This is a genomic window from Desulfosediminicola ganghwensis (genome assembly GCF_005116675.2).
Lineage (GTDB): Bacteria > Desulfobacterota > Desulfobulbia > Desulfobulbales > Desulfocapsaceae > Desulfopila > Desulfopila ganghwensis.
On record NZ_CP050699.1, the window covers coordinates 297,003 to 309,968 of the forward strand.

The window sequence follows — 12,966 nt, forward strand, 5'->3', positions numbered from 1 at the left end:
GCTACAGTCTCTTCTCAGTATACAAATTCCATTGGGAATTACCCGGGTCATACTGATAATAAAGTCTGTATTCAGTAGCCTTTCTCTTCACCAACTCTATACACGACATTATAAAGACATAATTCCCGCCGGATCGCCCCATGTAGCGTACCTTAGGAGACCTAATCCCATCACGGTCAAGGCCAGGGTAGTGTTTCGTAAAGATATCTTTGTAATTTTCAACCAGGTAGTCACTGCCACTGTTTACCTGAGCCTGTTCCCGGAGACGGGCGTTTTCTCTTCTGGCCTCTGCCTGCATCGAAGAAAGTGCTTTATCGGAACTGAAGCCGCTGCGGCTGATAAGCACCACTATTGACCTGTTACGATCAGCCGCCTGCTGATATTTTTTCTGCTGCTCCGCTGCGGCAGCCTCTGACCTGAGACTATTCACCCGAGCCAAGAGCCTCAATTTCTTAATCTTACTCAAGGTGGAAATGGTATTTTCCGGCAGCACCCGACGGTCTGTCTCGAGGATGGTTACCACCTCGTCATAATATTTAGCTGCGCTCTGCCATTTGCCCTCATTATAGCGTTCATTCGCTGCACCAAGTGCCCTCTTAAGACGCGTTTCTGCAGCAAGACCCTTCAACTCCGAAAGCTCTGTCTCTAATTCATTTTCTTCGGCAAGCAATATTGCAGAATCAAGCTCTGCAAGTGCCCCTCTGAGGTCTCCTGTGGCGATCATGGAGGTTGCCGTCGTTCGCAGGCTGTCAATTTCGGTCAAAGCGTCGGCTTTGGCGAAAGAATAATAGATCCCGTTATGGGCAATGTTCCCCGCAAGCCCCTCCCGTATCTCTGTTGACTCGATGAATGACGCCAATCTGCTGGCCTGCTCCTCCCTGTCGAGCTGAAGCATGAAAATCCTGTCGAGTTTAATCAGAGCCCGCTCAGCACCTTCCAGCGCCTCACTGAATTGCCGCTGGTCCATGAGCTTTCGACCATCTTTAACCGAGTTTTCCGCACCCCGGATATACATCATATCGTGATAGTAAACACCGGCCCCAGCCAGAGTGGCCAGCAAGCCCATCGTGAGAACGAGACGCTTGAACACGATCCCAAAGGAGGATTCGCTCCGTTTCTTCTCGGCCTTGTCCGGGTCCATATGATATTTAAGCTCGGCGAGAGGAAGTTTACCTTCCTTTTCCCCATAGAACCTGGCGGCCTCCTGATTGAAGGTGCCATCACTGCTGTATATTTCACCGCGAATCATATCGGCGATGTATATTACCAGATCGGCCAGCGATTGATTTCTCTGCCACTGGTCAGCGATACGGACTGCCTGTTCATCAACGTCCGGATGGTACGTGGCGGTAAGGGGTTTTACCGTTGGCGGGAAATGTGGATAGCCAAATGGAAGTTCTATCTGGATGCGATGCCGCCTTCGCACCTCGATCTTGCCTTTATCATTATATCCGTAACCGAACAGCTTATATTCAATAATGTACTTCTCGGGCGGCTCCTTTTCTGTCGAGACTATGGTGATTTGCGGGTAATGCCGCAATCTCTTTTTAAGAGCGTCATAGTCGTCGGCATAGGCGCCATGAGTCTGTGAATTGTTCATCCCTTTCAGATACCTCTCCTCGTTTCAGCGTGCATATCCACCATCTCTTTCCCCTCGATGCACACTCACCCAAAATTCGATTTATTGTACCAGAGGCTACGAGACAAGGAAACCTCAGAAAATTTTAAACTTTTTCAGTTGCTCCCTCAGCAGCCCGATGATTTTCCAATCTCTGATTTCATAGCTAACACAAAGTAACGACTCAAATTACCCGCGCTCCTGATCAACAATTGAATATTGGCAGGATTTACCTGTATAATAGACCATATACCCACACCTATCTACGGATAGGCAATGCCGCGGCAGATGATTTTTTTTCTGCGATACGGTATTGCCCAATACCACGTAGCACTTCAGGAGGGATGACCATGACAATTCTACAGGAATTAAACGATTTTCAGAAAATGTGGACCTGGCTCAGCTCACACCCCGCACATGACCAGAACTATTACATACAGCACGTAATCAGGCTGGACACCCCCTGGAAAAACTCCTGCCCACTGTGTCATACAGATTCCGGCAAATGCCGTGAATGTGACCCGTTATGGCAATCAGATTCAGGAGGGCTGTGTGATGATCAGGACTCTCCGCTGAGCCGGTGGCAACAGACTTCGATACACGACCCGGACAACAGGACCTGGTTTGCCAACAGGGTCTCTCTGCTGGCCATGCGCGCCATCAGATCCCGCCGCCAGCTGGAGCAGGGGCAAACAGAACATGCTTAAAAAAGCACCTCACCTTTTCCCATGCGCTGAACGAACTGTAAGAATACGCTCTGGTTGCCGTAGCAGGGTTTCCAGAGCGGTCTGTCTTTTGCTGGTATCCTGTTGCCGGATTGCCATTGCCAGAGCTCGTCTGGTTCCGACGAAAACCGCCAACTCACGCGCCCGGGTGAGCCCTGTATAAATCAGGTTGCGGTAAAGCATCTTGAAGTGCTGGGTCAGAACCGGCAGAATTACCACCTTAAATTCACTCCCCTGCGATTTGTGAATGGTGATGGCGTAGGCCAGATCCAGCTCGACAACATCTTCCCTTTGATACCGTACCTCCCTGCCGTCCGGATAGAAAGCAACTACACAACTGAGGGTATAGGTATCTATCTCGATAATTTTGCCGATATCTCCGTTGAAAACCGCAAGATCATAGTTATTGCGGCGATGAATGACCCTGTCCCCCACCCTGAAAACACGCTCACCAACCTGCAACTCCGGTTTATCTTCGGCTGGAGGGTTGGCCGCCTGCTGGATAACCTTGTTGAGATTATTGGTCCCGAGGCTGCCGCGGGTCATGGGGGAGAGAATCTGAATTTCACTTTCCCGGCCATAATATTTTGGAATCCATTCCAGATAGAGCTTCACCACGGTGTCTACAGCCATCAGGCCGTAATGCAGGGTGGACCAGGGATGAACCTTTTTCAAGACCCTTTTGAGCTCTTCTATGCCACCTTCGGCTTTGGCAAGTTGTTGCAGATCAACATGGGCAAATTTCTTTGGCACCTGAAATTCTTTCTCATAGGCAGAATGAATCGCCTCCCCGGTGCGGAAGTCATATGGAGTTTCATTGGTTGAAAGCCCCTCAAGCTGGTTTATCCGCAACTTGAATTGATTCTTTACCCTGGTAACGAAACTCATCTGCTCCTGGGTCGGCTCATCTGAGTCGAGAAAAATGCAGTCGGTACCATCTTTCCAGACTTCAGGATGCTTAAACGGCGACTCAATCCTCGGAGTCTCGCCACTATTCATCTGGTGGGCAAAGCCGATAATCTTCGATTCCCTCGCTTGCCTGAACACCTGGGTCAGGCGAAAACAGGGCACAACACCGGAGGCAATGATATCATGTAACACATTACCCGCCCCAACGGAGGGAAGCTGGTCGGCATCACCGATAAAAAGAGTCTGACAACCTTCCGGCACCGCTTTTAACAGTGACGCGGTGAGCGATATATCGAGCATCGAGCATTCATCGACGATCAGGAAATCCGCCTGCAACGGTTGCTCCTCGTTACGTTTAAAGGCTCCACCCTGCCATTCCAGAAGCCTGTGCAGGGTTTTCGCTTCACGGCCGATCACCTCCCCCATACGCTGGGCGGCCCTGCCCGTTGGCGCAGCCAGCAACACCCTGTTGCCCATGGACTCAAGCAGATGAACGATAACCTGGGTGGTGGTGGTTTTTCCACAACCCGGACCACCTGTTAAAATAGCAAAGCGGTACTGCACCACCTGCCGCACCGCTGCCATCTGCTCATCACTGAGCTGAATCTTCTGCTTTCCACAGTAATCAGTAACCCAGCGTTCAACCCGCTTTTCATCAACACGTACCCGGGCCTTCATGGCGGAGATTCTCGCTGCCACGGTTTCTTCATCGTAAAAGAGCGATTTCGAATAGTAGCAGGAGATTTCTTTCCCCTCAGATTCAGCAAGTTTTCTCAGCCTCAGATGGTTTTCTTCCTCCATCTTGAGCAGAATCGAATCGATTCGACCCTCAAGATCAAGGCCAAGCAGTTCCTCAATTTCGGCCAGGATCTGCTGCCGGGTAAGATAGCAATGGCCCTGCTCCCTGCTGGCAGCAAGCACGTGTCTGATGGCCGCTATAATACGCTCTTCGCTATCTTCTGAAAAACCGATACTCAGCGCCACTTTATCCGCCGAGAAAAAACCGATCCCATAAAAATCGTTCGCAAGACGGTATGGGTCGCTGCTCACCGTCTCAATGGCTTTGTCTCCATATTTTTTGAAAATCCGCACGGCAAAGAGTGTTGAAATACCATGGCCCTGCAGAAATATCATTACATCCCTGATCATCCGGTGTTCTGACCAGGCGTGCTTGATCATGTCCAATTTTTTGGCGGCGATACCGCCAACCTCGGTGAGCCGATCAATCTCACCCTCAAATACCTGCAGCGTCTCATCGCCGAAATGGGCAACGATCTTCTTTGCTGTTTTCGGCCCCACCCCTTTAATCAGACCTGAGCCAAGGTACTTTTCCAGGGCTGCTGCCGAAGCAGGTTTTTTTTCAATGGCTTCAGTCGCCTTAAACTGCCTGCCATATTGGGGATGATGGGTCCAGCAACCATGGAACTCCATGGTTGCCCCGGCAAAGACCTTGGTCTGGTGCACTGTGACTGTCAGCTGCTCTCCCATATTCTGATAGGACTGCACCCGAAGCACAGACCACCCGTTGACCGGATTATGGTAAGTAACGCGCTGGACTATTCCCTGGATTTTTTCAGAAATGACTGTCATGGGTTGAGAAAAACATATCAATCCCCATTCGAAAAGTGGAAAGTATGAAAAATGAATCCGATGCCCCCTGAAGCTCAGCTTTAGGAAGTAAGGGGTGAGAGGTTAAGGGTAACAGTTTCGAGCTAAAAAAGAATTCACTGCAACTCGATAAGATGAATCGATAGCGAATTTACTATGAAGCGTCCGGTATCACCCTTCAACACCTTGCCGCCTGTCCTTTGAAAGAGCCGCCATCAGCCCGGATAATATCAACCTGACTCACAGCGTCATCTATGTCTGCGGCACTCATCTCATCCTCACCGACACAGTACAAATCACTATCATTAGCCAGGTGGCATAATTCAGCAACCGCCGTAATGGTCCTCGCCCTCTTGATGTAGTTTTTGTAAGCAAACATTGCAAATTCTGCCAACAGGCCAATCATGACCACTACCACCAGCAGTTCAATCGAAGTAAAACCTTCCCGGTAAAAGATATTACCCCTGGAATTCTTATATCGATTTTCCGAACTTTTCCCACATTAAAACGTTCCCGTTGGCTCGACTGGTGATAAGGCGCTTTGCCTTCCATGCCCTCAGAAAGGCCTCATATAAGAGAGGAATCGCTACTAGTACAGCCTCGACAAAAAGCAGGGAAAATCAACGCGAAATTGATATTTTAACCAATTGACTATACAATTCAGCAGGAATTGCCTCGTCAGGATACGAAACAGGCCACCATCCCCCCGGGAGAACAAGCCAATTATTTCATTACCCAGCAATCTCAAATCATTTTGACTTGATTTAGAGGTAAACCAATATGGCCCTCAGAGTGTTCAGAAAAACCTGGATTATCGACTCGAATCAATACAAAGTACTGGCAATCATAATTCTTTACATACTTCTGGCCTTGCTCCTCTCCGGCGCTATGATCTTCCTGCCTTCAATCACCAGCCTCGTGTCAGACCAGCCTCCCGAACAGCAACAGCAAGCAGCCTTTGAGATGCTCCTGTTACATGAACGCTTCTGGCCCACCATCCTCATCGTCACCATCATCCTCGGTCTGCACTCGGTCTTTATCTTTCACAAAATTTTCGGCCCCCTCTATAGATTCAGGACCATTTTCAACAACGTTGCCGAAGGAGATCTTTCCACTCTTATAAAAATTCGTAAAAAAGATTTCCTGAAAAGTGAAGAAATAGCTATTCGCCAGATGGTTACCTCGCTCAATACCCAAGTCGGCCTGTTGCAGAAAACCCACCATGAATTGCAACACAACTTATTGGCCTTAAAAGAAAAGATTGAAACAACTGAAGACCTGACCCAAGCAGAGCTGCTCACCCAACTGGCTACCCTTGAGTCAATGTGTTCGGAAATGGATACAAACCTGAGACATTTTCGAACCTGACAGCACGGCTTGCCTGACACGCAAAACCCGTCGTTACTTTTTTTTCTGCTCCTGCAACGGTATGACAATTCGCTGCAGCGACACCACCGTGCTTTCAGGCACCGTGACTTTAATTCCGCCTTGACTCAGGTAGCTTAACATGCCTTCACCAAACGATATCTTATCGGCAATGGTGCCGGTACCGTTCGTGAACTCAAGCTGATAGAGATACTTTTTCCCTGCAGGAGCAACTTCGGTGCTGAAAACCTTGCGCATGTCCGCCTTCCCGCGCCCGACCTGCTGCTGTTTCTGCTTCAACACTTCCTGAGTCGCTTTTTCAACATCTTCAGCCGAATATACATGGTGCTTTCCCTGCATTTCCATTTCATCAACATTTTCAAGACCAGGTAGATACTCCTTGATTGATAAAGACTTCACCTGGTCAACAACCCGCTTCGCAGTCTCGATTGATACAAGTTCAGGCCTGAGCCGATACACTGTTCCCCCTGCAGCAATTCCCCCCAGCAGCAAAAGCAATAATAACAGTTGTCTCATTGTCATGAGGTTTCAATCCCTTTATAAACTTCATCAGTAAACGGCAATGCTGGTGCAATCACTGGAATTCCAGTTGAATTCCCAGTTTATTCTTACCTCTTCAGGAACATTCACTATACCATTAAAGCCAGCCGATGAAGACGGTCATCTTAAACAGTTCACGCAGTAACCCCATAAAATCAATTGAGATTGCCAATACACAAATCATTCCCAGGCGAATTGTAGTTGTCTATTCACCCCTCCAAGAAATTTCTATTTCCCCATGATGCCTTGGCCGACCATCTTGACTCCCCCGCTCTATGGCGATATCATTTTTAATGAAACCTCCTTTAATTTAGCCTTCTTCGTCATGTTTTAGTTATCAGATCATTGCTTTGGGCAAGAGTTGGCATGTATTTCATGTTGTTCTGCTGCTACCAGGAATCACACTGAGGGATTGCTATGAAAAAAAAGCTTCTCGAGCTGCTTATCTGCCCGCAATGCCTGCCCGAAGAACATGGCCTGCAGGTTGAGATACGAGAAGAACTCAGCGAAGATATCATCGACGGCAATCTCAGCTGCCTCAAATGCCGGGGGAGATACCCCATCTCAGACGGTATCGCCAATCTCGACCCAGACAGTAAAGGCTCCGGCCAGAACAATACGTATGAAACCGACGAGCTTGTTGCCTCGTATCTCTGGAGTCATTATGGTGAGCTACTCAACGACAGGCATGCATCTAACGCCTATAGTGTCTGGGCAGAACAGCTCCAACCCCATGAAGGAATAGCTCTTGACGCCGGTGGTGCTGTGGGTAGATTCGCTTTTGAAATGACCGGCCGTGCCGAATTTTCAATAGGGCTTGATAACTCCGTTGCCTTCATCAGGACTGCCCGACAGTTAATGAACGAACGCCAGATGACCATCTCCTTAAAAGACGAGGGGTTTCTCCGTAAAGAAGTTACCTTTATCCTGCCCGGCCGATGGAAAAGTGACAAGGTTGAGTTCATCGTCGCCAACGCCATGGCGCTGCCTTTTCGCGCAAAATCTATCTCTTCCATATCTTCACTGAACTTGATCGACAAGGTGCCGTCTCCCACTCAGCATCTTGTTGAAATGAACCGGGTAGCCAGGAACAGGTGGGCACAGTTCATTCTCTCCGATCCATTTTCATGGTCAACTGAATGCACCCCAGTACAGGAATGGCTCGGCGGCCATGTCGAAGGAAGATATTCGGGCAAAGGGATAGAGAACATTGCCTCCATGCTCACAGAAGACGAAGGCCCCCTGTCTCCCCCCTGGCGTGTCACATCCCCGGCGAGTGTCTGGTGGAAGATCCGCACTCACTCCAACCATTATGAACTCATCCAGAGCTGTTACATCCTCGCACATCGCTGATAATAGATAATCCCTGGTAATTAATGATATACGATACAGTGTGTCGCCAGTGCTCTTCGTGCTGTGCCATCGAGGCAAAGGTGATCATAAAAAGAGTTGTGTCTGGCTGGCGCAAATCCTTTCTCGCACAAGACAAACGACTCACCTGCCCTAAACTGCAGGCGGCACCCGCAATAGTCTATTCAACTTAACGAATAACAGACCCGCTCATCAAAAAGCCCAATAGGCTGAAATTTGAGAAGGTGAGCTGAGATAGCGCACTGAATTGTGTCGCCGAAAAACTTCACCGCCCAAAGAAGAAGTCAGGCGCTCGCTCTATCGCCTGGCTTTGCGCTCTAACCGGCAACATCTATCTTGCCGGCGGCGACCTTCTGCCACAACCGGTACCGGTTCGATATATCCAGATAAAAGACCGCCTGCCGGCCGGAACACAGCCGTTTACCGAACAGTATGCACTGTTCAATACGTTCTTCGAGACCCGGGGAATCAGGTCCAGGGCTGTCCGGTGGATGCTGTTCTCGATCATCAACCACATCCTGTCGAGGCAATTATCGCGCAGTCCGCCAACCCGGTTATCCTGCAGAATGCGGTCATCGATCATGTGAGTGACTCGTGACCGGATTGGAAGATCGTTTTTGAGCTTGCCCCTAAACTCGGATACAGCGAAGAATTTCCATGGCAGACGGCGGAAGATGAAGTGCGTGGTCGAGTAACCGGTACTCCCAGCTACAGAAGTGTCATGTGCAGGGTTGAGAAAAAGTAGGAACCGCCCTATCCCGCATCTTTCACAAGTTCAGACAGCCTACCTGCCAAGTAACTTTTATGATCACGATGCTCTATAGAGTTTGACTGGCAATTTGCATGAGATATGCGACCGAAAAACTTCACGAGAAAACTTCCAACCGGTTCAAAATCGCCCGAAAATTGGTAGGGCCAATTTGAGCAATTCAGCAAGATACAATTTTGTTTTGATCTCTGCAATGAAAATTACTCACTTAGTTTCAGTAAGCTAGAAATCTAAACTTTCCCCCAAAGAGCTGTACGATTGGACTTGCCTCTCTGGTCTTACCAGCGTATTGTGGGACCAGAAATCAACCACGGCTTTATCCTTCGATACAGGCAAAACCAGATGCGCCTGAGAGAGGAACAAGCCCTGGTCGCAGAAACCTTGCTTCGAGCAAAGTGCAGCACCATGGCGGTCGCTAAGAAATTTGCTGATCGCCGTTCGAGCGGGTTACCCACCAACCAATTGCAGCAAATGAAAAGGAGTATATTATGAGTAGCGAATCTAAAAAAGAAATGAATGAGTATCTTGAGATGGCCCTTATCACAGCAGGAGTCATAGCAGTGATGAGCATTTATGCGGTAATGATCTGATATATATCTGCCTTACTCTTCATCCCGAAAACAAAACTTCACGGCTGGAGAAAAGCGGAAAAACTTCCTTCCACTACGTATTACGAAATATTAAAGGAGCCTGTCCCTCCCAAGATGGCTCCTCCCCCCCCACATTTGCAGGTCTCAATGCTTAGCCTGGGTCGCCCCAGGCTCCCACCGCATTCACATGGGGCAGAGTCAATAAACTCTGCCCCAGCCTGAACTGATAAGAAAGAGTGGCAGCGCACAGAACATGAAGGCTATGCTTCCGATATCACTTAGGAACAGACCTTCCTCTCAGCTGCGATGGCCAGGATGAGACCCAGAGTCACTCCCAGTATGGCTGCAAAAAACACCTGAAACTCTGCAGGCAGCAGAAAGGTAATAGTATGGGCGGGCACCCAGAAAAATGGGATGGTCTTTTTGAAGACAAAGTTCCACATTACCGACCAGTCTATTTCTCTCAAAATAGAGGCAATATCAATCGCCGACATGGAACCGCGCAAGCTCCCGCCCACCTGCCGAATGTGAGTGTCTGTGATTTTATGCAAGGTCATCAACACCGGCGCAAAAATCAGATTCATGGTCAGGCTTATGGAAAATGCCAACAACAACCTCTGGAAAGACAATCCTGAACGTATAGCATCAGGGTTCAACTGCACACCAAGCGAAGCCAGTACATTCGGTGCGCCTGTGGCAAAAATCACAAACGCGGCCTTTATTAACAGACCAAGCATCCCCCAGACCAGCATTTTCGGCAACAGACCAAACCCCGGCTGCAGGTAATTCCCCGTGGTTATCCGAAGAGCCATACATTCACCGAAAGTGGCAAGCAAGGCAAATTTCACAAAACTCAACAGATAGGGATACTCGATATTCAGTTGCCGATATGTCTCGAAAACTCCAGGTACAATTGCAAAAATTCCAGCTGTGGCGCAAAAAACAGTTATTACCCGTAAATCAATACTCTTTATTTTTAACATATATACGTACAAGTCATTAGCTGAAGTCCCCACCTTACAACCCAGCTCCATTGCGTATCCGCTCTGCATAAAGGCGGCTCTCAATATACAAAGAGACAGAAGCAACAGCTCGATCACAGACTGGAAAAACAGGTACACCACGTTCAAGCAGAGCATCCCGCATGGGATCATAAAGACGGCCACCGTCAACCACGCCGATAATCGGCACCTCGCTCTTCTTCACCACTTCAGCAACCAGCTGCACTATGCCATTGTCTGCACCCAACTCAAAAGCAGGGACATCACTATTCATGATGGAGTGAACTGCCGGTGAAAGCGGGTCAAGCCCCACCACAATCGCATCCACCGCACCATCCTGGCTCAGCACCTCAACAATAGAGGCATGCACCCCGTCATTAGCGGATGGGTTGATATCCATAGGATTCTTAACAGTGACCAAGCCATCGAGCCTGTTCTCTTTCAAAAGCGCTCCGAGTCGTGCCTGGGTCTGCAGCGAGAAAGAAGCAAGTTCCATTTGAAAATCATCAGACTGAATGGAGTCGGCCATGCCCACCGCCTCAAAGCCAGCACCGCTCACCGCAGCCAACCGGTTTCCCATGATCTTCTTTGGCCCGAGAGTCTCAGCCAATAGAAACAGGTCCTGAAACTCAGTAAACGAACGGGCAACAATCGCGCCCGCCTGACGCACACAGCTCTCGCAGACCATATAATCACCAGCAAGTGAGGCGGTATGGCCGCTGGTGGCTGTCTTGCCCTCCGGGGTACGACCGGCTTTATAAAACAGCACTTCCTTGCCTGCGAGTACAGCTCCGCGTACAGCCTTGCAGAACTCAAGCCCGTCGAGATCCGAGAAGCCTTCCGCGTAGACGGCGATCACGTCCACCTCATCCGAGTCCTTGAAGTACTTGAGCATATCGCCAAGGGTAAGATCCGTCTGGTTGCCCATGGAGACCATATAGGCCGGAGCCAACTCCGGGCACTGGCTGTAGCGGTGCAGCATAAATGCGCCGGACTGACTGACCAACGCCGCCCGTCTGTAGGGCTGATTGCGGCTTACAGGCAACTTCTCCTCAGGGATGAACCAGGTGTCGTAATTACCGGGATGTGAGACCACCCCCATACAGTTGGCCCCCAGAAAAACCGGGCCGCCATCCTCTGTACCATGTACCGCGTCGATCTTGGCGATAACTTTTGCGGCCCGCTCCTGACTTTCCTCATTCTCGCCCATACCGCCGGGGATGAGCATCACCGAATTGGCTGCATCGAGTGCAATCACTTCATCAACCAGCTCAGGCACCTGGTCCGCACCGATGGCTACCACAAAGAGGTCGAGCTTCTCCGGCAGCGATTTGAGATCAGGGAAACATTTCACACCCTCAATCTCATCCACACCATCTCGAATTATAACGACATTTTCTGCAGGATAGCCTTCAGCCAAAATGTTGTCGAGAATGATACGGCCAAAGTTTTTGCGGGTGGCAGAAACACCGACAAGACCGATCTGGCCGGGATGCAATAAGGTGTCGATCTTGACCACTGGCCTGGTATTGCCGAGTTTCTTCGGTAAGGAGAATCGGCACATGCCATCCAGCGGCACCATCAGGAAATCGGTAAAGGCGTATGGATTTATCTCCATCTCCTCAATGACGAACTCCGCCTGCGGGTTCACCGGTGAGTATCTGCGTCCCATCTCGATAAATGAGCTGAAGCATTCGATCAACTGTTCATCGGAGACGATACGCCTTTGACCGCGGGTGAGACCTGCCAGCTTTTTGTAGGAGATGGTTTTGCGAAACAGTTCAAAGAAATGCTCGCCATCTATCAACTCGCAGGAAGCAGCAATAATTGCCTGGCCTTTACGGAACCGCTCAGCGTACAACTCGGTATCTGTGCCACCAAGCCCGGCACTGATAACCATCCCGAATTCCCGGGTGTTCCTGAGGCCCACGATCAGCTCGTTGCCAAAGGCCGCCGAGTCAGGTGGCATGAACTGCACCATCAACACACCCACCACATCGCGACTGATAGCGGCCAGCAGCGCCTCGCCACTCAAACCTCGATATGAGTCCGGCACCGCGGCCGGGTTCGCCTGGCACCAGGCAGCATAATTCTCCGGCACTTCATACAGCATACGTCTCAGCGCCGAGCGGATCTTGTTCGGGTCCTTGGCAACGATACGAACACCACCCACCTCGGTTTTATGGATGATGGTGGGTGAGGCTATCTTCAGCACCACCTTCTCGCCGGGCAGAGCCAGCAACTCGTCTTCCGAGGGCCTTGCTCCGCGTGGAATCAGTATCGATTTCGGCGGCGTTTCGGCACCTGAATCCGCAAGGAGGTTATACACCTCGTACTCATATAAAAAATTACGCCCTTCGTTCCCTGCATTCTGAAACAGTTCGGTAATAGCATCGAAATGAATTTCCGGCCCATATTGAACAGTCATTACTTCTCCTTATCCGGCTTA

10 protein-coding genes are annotated in these 12,966 nt (G+C 49.8%); 3 read left to right on the top strand and 7 right to left on the bottom strand.

All coding sequences use genetic code 11. The features are described 5' to 3' along the window. Position 1: 1 nt before the first annotated feature. Positions 2 to 1,600, bottom strand: coding sequence for a ubiquitin-conjugating enzyme E2 (locus FCL45_RS01310; RefSeq protein WP_136795503.1), 1,599 nt, complete (start codon positions 1,598 to 1,600; stop codon positions 2 to 4). 368 nt (positions 1,601 to 1,968) lie between these two features. On the opposite strand from FCL45_RS01310, the gene FCL45_RS01315 reads away from it, so the two are divergent. Beyond that, positions 1,969 to 2,325, top strand: coding sequence for a hypothetical protein (locus FCL45_RS01315; protein ID WP_136795504.1), 357 nt, complete (start codon positions 1,969 to 1,971; stop codon positions 2,323 to 2,325). A gap of 9 nt (positions 2,326 to 2,334) precedes the next feature. Here FCL45_RS01315 and recD2 read toward each other — a convergent pair whose 3' ends face one another. Continuing rightward, positions 2,335 to 4,842 carry an SF1B family DNA helicase RecD2 gene (gene recD2, locus FCL45_RS01320; protein ID WP_136795505.1) on the bottom strand — a complete coding sequence of 836 codons (2,508 nt, stop codon included), beginning with the start codon at positions 4,840 to 4,842 and terminating at the stop codon, positions 2,335 to 2,337. 196 nt (positions 4,843 to 5,038) lie between these two features. Then, positions 5,039 to 5,239 (bottom strand): hypothetical protein, encoded by a 201-nt coding sequence (locus tag FCL45_RS01325; protein WP_136795506.1) that lies wholly within the window; start codon positions 5,237 to 5,239, stop codon positions 5,039 to 5,041. Positions 5,240 to 5,640: 401 nt separating this feature from the next. On the opposite strand from FCL45_RS01325, the gene FCL45_RS01330 reads away from it, so the two are divergent. Then, a complete protein-coding gene (locus tag FCL45_RS01330) occupies positions 5,641 to 6,228 on the top strand; it encodes a methyl-accepting chemotaxis protein (RefSeq protein ID WP_136795507.1) in 588 nt (195 codons plus the stop codon). 33 nt (positions 6,229 to 6,261) lie between these two features. Here FCL45_RS01330 and FCL45_RS01335 read toward each other — a convergent pair whose 3' ends face one another. Then, a complete protein-coding gene (locus tag FCL45_RS01335) occupies positions 6,262 to 6,768 on the bottom strand; it encodes a hypothetical protein (protein ID WP_136795508.1) in 507 nt (168 codons plus the stop codon). Positions 6,769 to 7,203: 435 nt separating this feature from the next. On the opposite strand from FCL45_RS01335, the gene FCL45_RS01340 reads away from it, so the two are divergent. After that, positions 7,204 to 8,139: a methyltransferase domain-containing protein gene (locus FCL45_RS01340; protein ID WP_136795509.1), complete on the top strand. Its 936-nt coding sequence runs from the start codon at positions 7,204 to 7,206 to the stop codon at positions 8,137 to 8,139. Positions 8,140 to 8,488: 349 nt separating this feature from the next. Here FCL45_RS01340 and FCL45_RS01345 read toward each other — a convergent pair whose 3' ends face one another. The 3 genes from FCL45_RS01345 to FCL45_RS01355 all read right to left on the bottom strand — a co-directional run bounded on the left by FCL45_RS01345 (position 8,489) and on the right by FCL45_RS01355 (position 12,945). Continuing rightward, positions 8,489 to 8,740: a hypothetical protein gene (locus FCL45_RS01345; protein WP_136795510.1), complete on the bottom strand. Its 252-nt coding sequence runs from the start codon at positions 8,738 to 8,740 to the stop codon at positions 8,489 to 8,491. Between the two features lie 1,054 nt (positions 8,741 to 9,794). After that, entirely contained in the window at positions 9,795 to 10,568 is a 774-nt protein-coding gene (locus FCL45_RS01350; RefSeq protein ID WP_217907769.1) for a hypothetical protein, read from the bottom strand. Then, the gene (locus FCL45_RS01355; RefSeq protein WP_136795511.1) at positions 10,534 to 12,945 is read right to left on the bottom strand and encodes an acetate--CoA ligase family protein; all 2,412 of its coding nucleotides are present in this window, start codon (positions 12,943 to 12,945) and stop codon (positions 10,534 to 10,536) included. Before FCL45_RS01355 ends, FCL45_RS01350 begins: the two co-directional genes overlap by 35 nt. Positions 12,946 to 12,966 lie beyond the last annotated feature (21 nt).

Excerpts from the sequence above, each read along its gene's own strand:
- FCL45_RS01310 (WP_136795503.1), bottom strand. The coding sequence starts at position 1,600 with ATGAACAATTCACAGACTCATGGCGCCTATGCCGACGACTATGACGCT.
- FCL45_RS01315 (WP_136795504.1), top strand. The coding sequence starts at position 1,969 with ATGACAATTCTACAGGAATTAAACGATTTTCAGAAAATGTGGACCTGG.
- recD2 (WP_136795505.1), bottom strand. The coding sequence starts at position 4,842 with ATGACAGTCATTTCTGAAAAAATCCAGGGAATAGTCCAGCGCGTTACT.
- FCL45_RS01325 (WP_136795506.1), bottom strand. The coding sequence starts at position 5,239 with ATGTTTGCTTACAAAAACTACATCAAGAGGGCGAGGACCATTACGGCG.
- FCL45_RS01330 (WP_136795507.1), top strand. The coding sequence starts at position 5,641 with ATGGCCCTCAGAGTGTTCAGAAAAACCTGGATTATCGACTCGAATCAA.
- FCL45_RS01335 (WP_136795508.1), bottom strand. The coding sequence starts at position 6,768 with ATGACAATGAGACAACTGTTATTATTGCTTTTGCTGCTGGGGGGAATT.
- FCL45_RS01340 (WP_136795509.1), top strand. The coding sequence starts at position 7,204 with ATGAAAAAAAAGCTTCTCGAGCTGCTTATCTGCCCGCAATGCCTGCCC.
- FCL45_RS01345 (WP_136795510.1), bottom strand. The coding sequence starts at position 8,740 with ATGATCGATGACCGCATTCTGCAGGATAACCGGGTTGGCGGACTGCGC.
- FCL45_RS01350 (WP_217907769.1), bottom strand. The coding sequence starts at position 10,568 with ATGCAGAGCGGATACGCAATGGAGCTGGGTTGTAAGGTGGGGACTTCA.
- FCL45_RS01355 (WP_136795511.1), bottom strand. The coding sequence starts at position 12,945 with ATGACTGTTCAATATGGGCCGGAAATTCATTTCGATGCTATTACCGAA.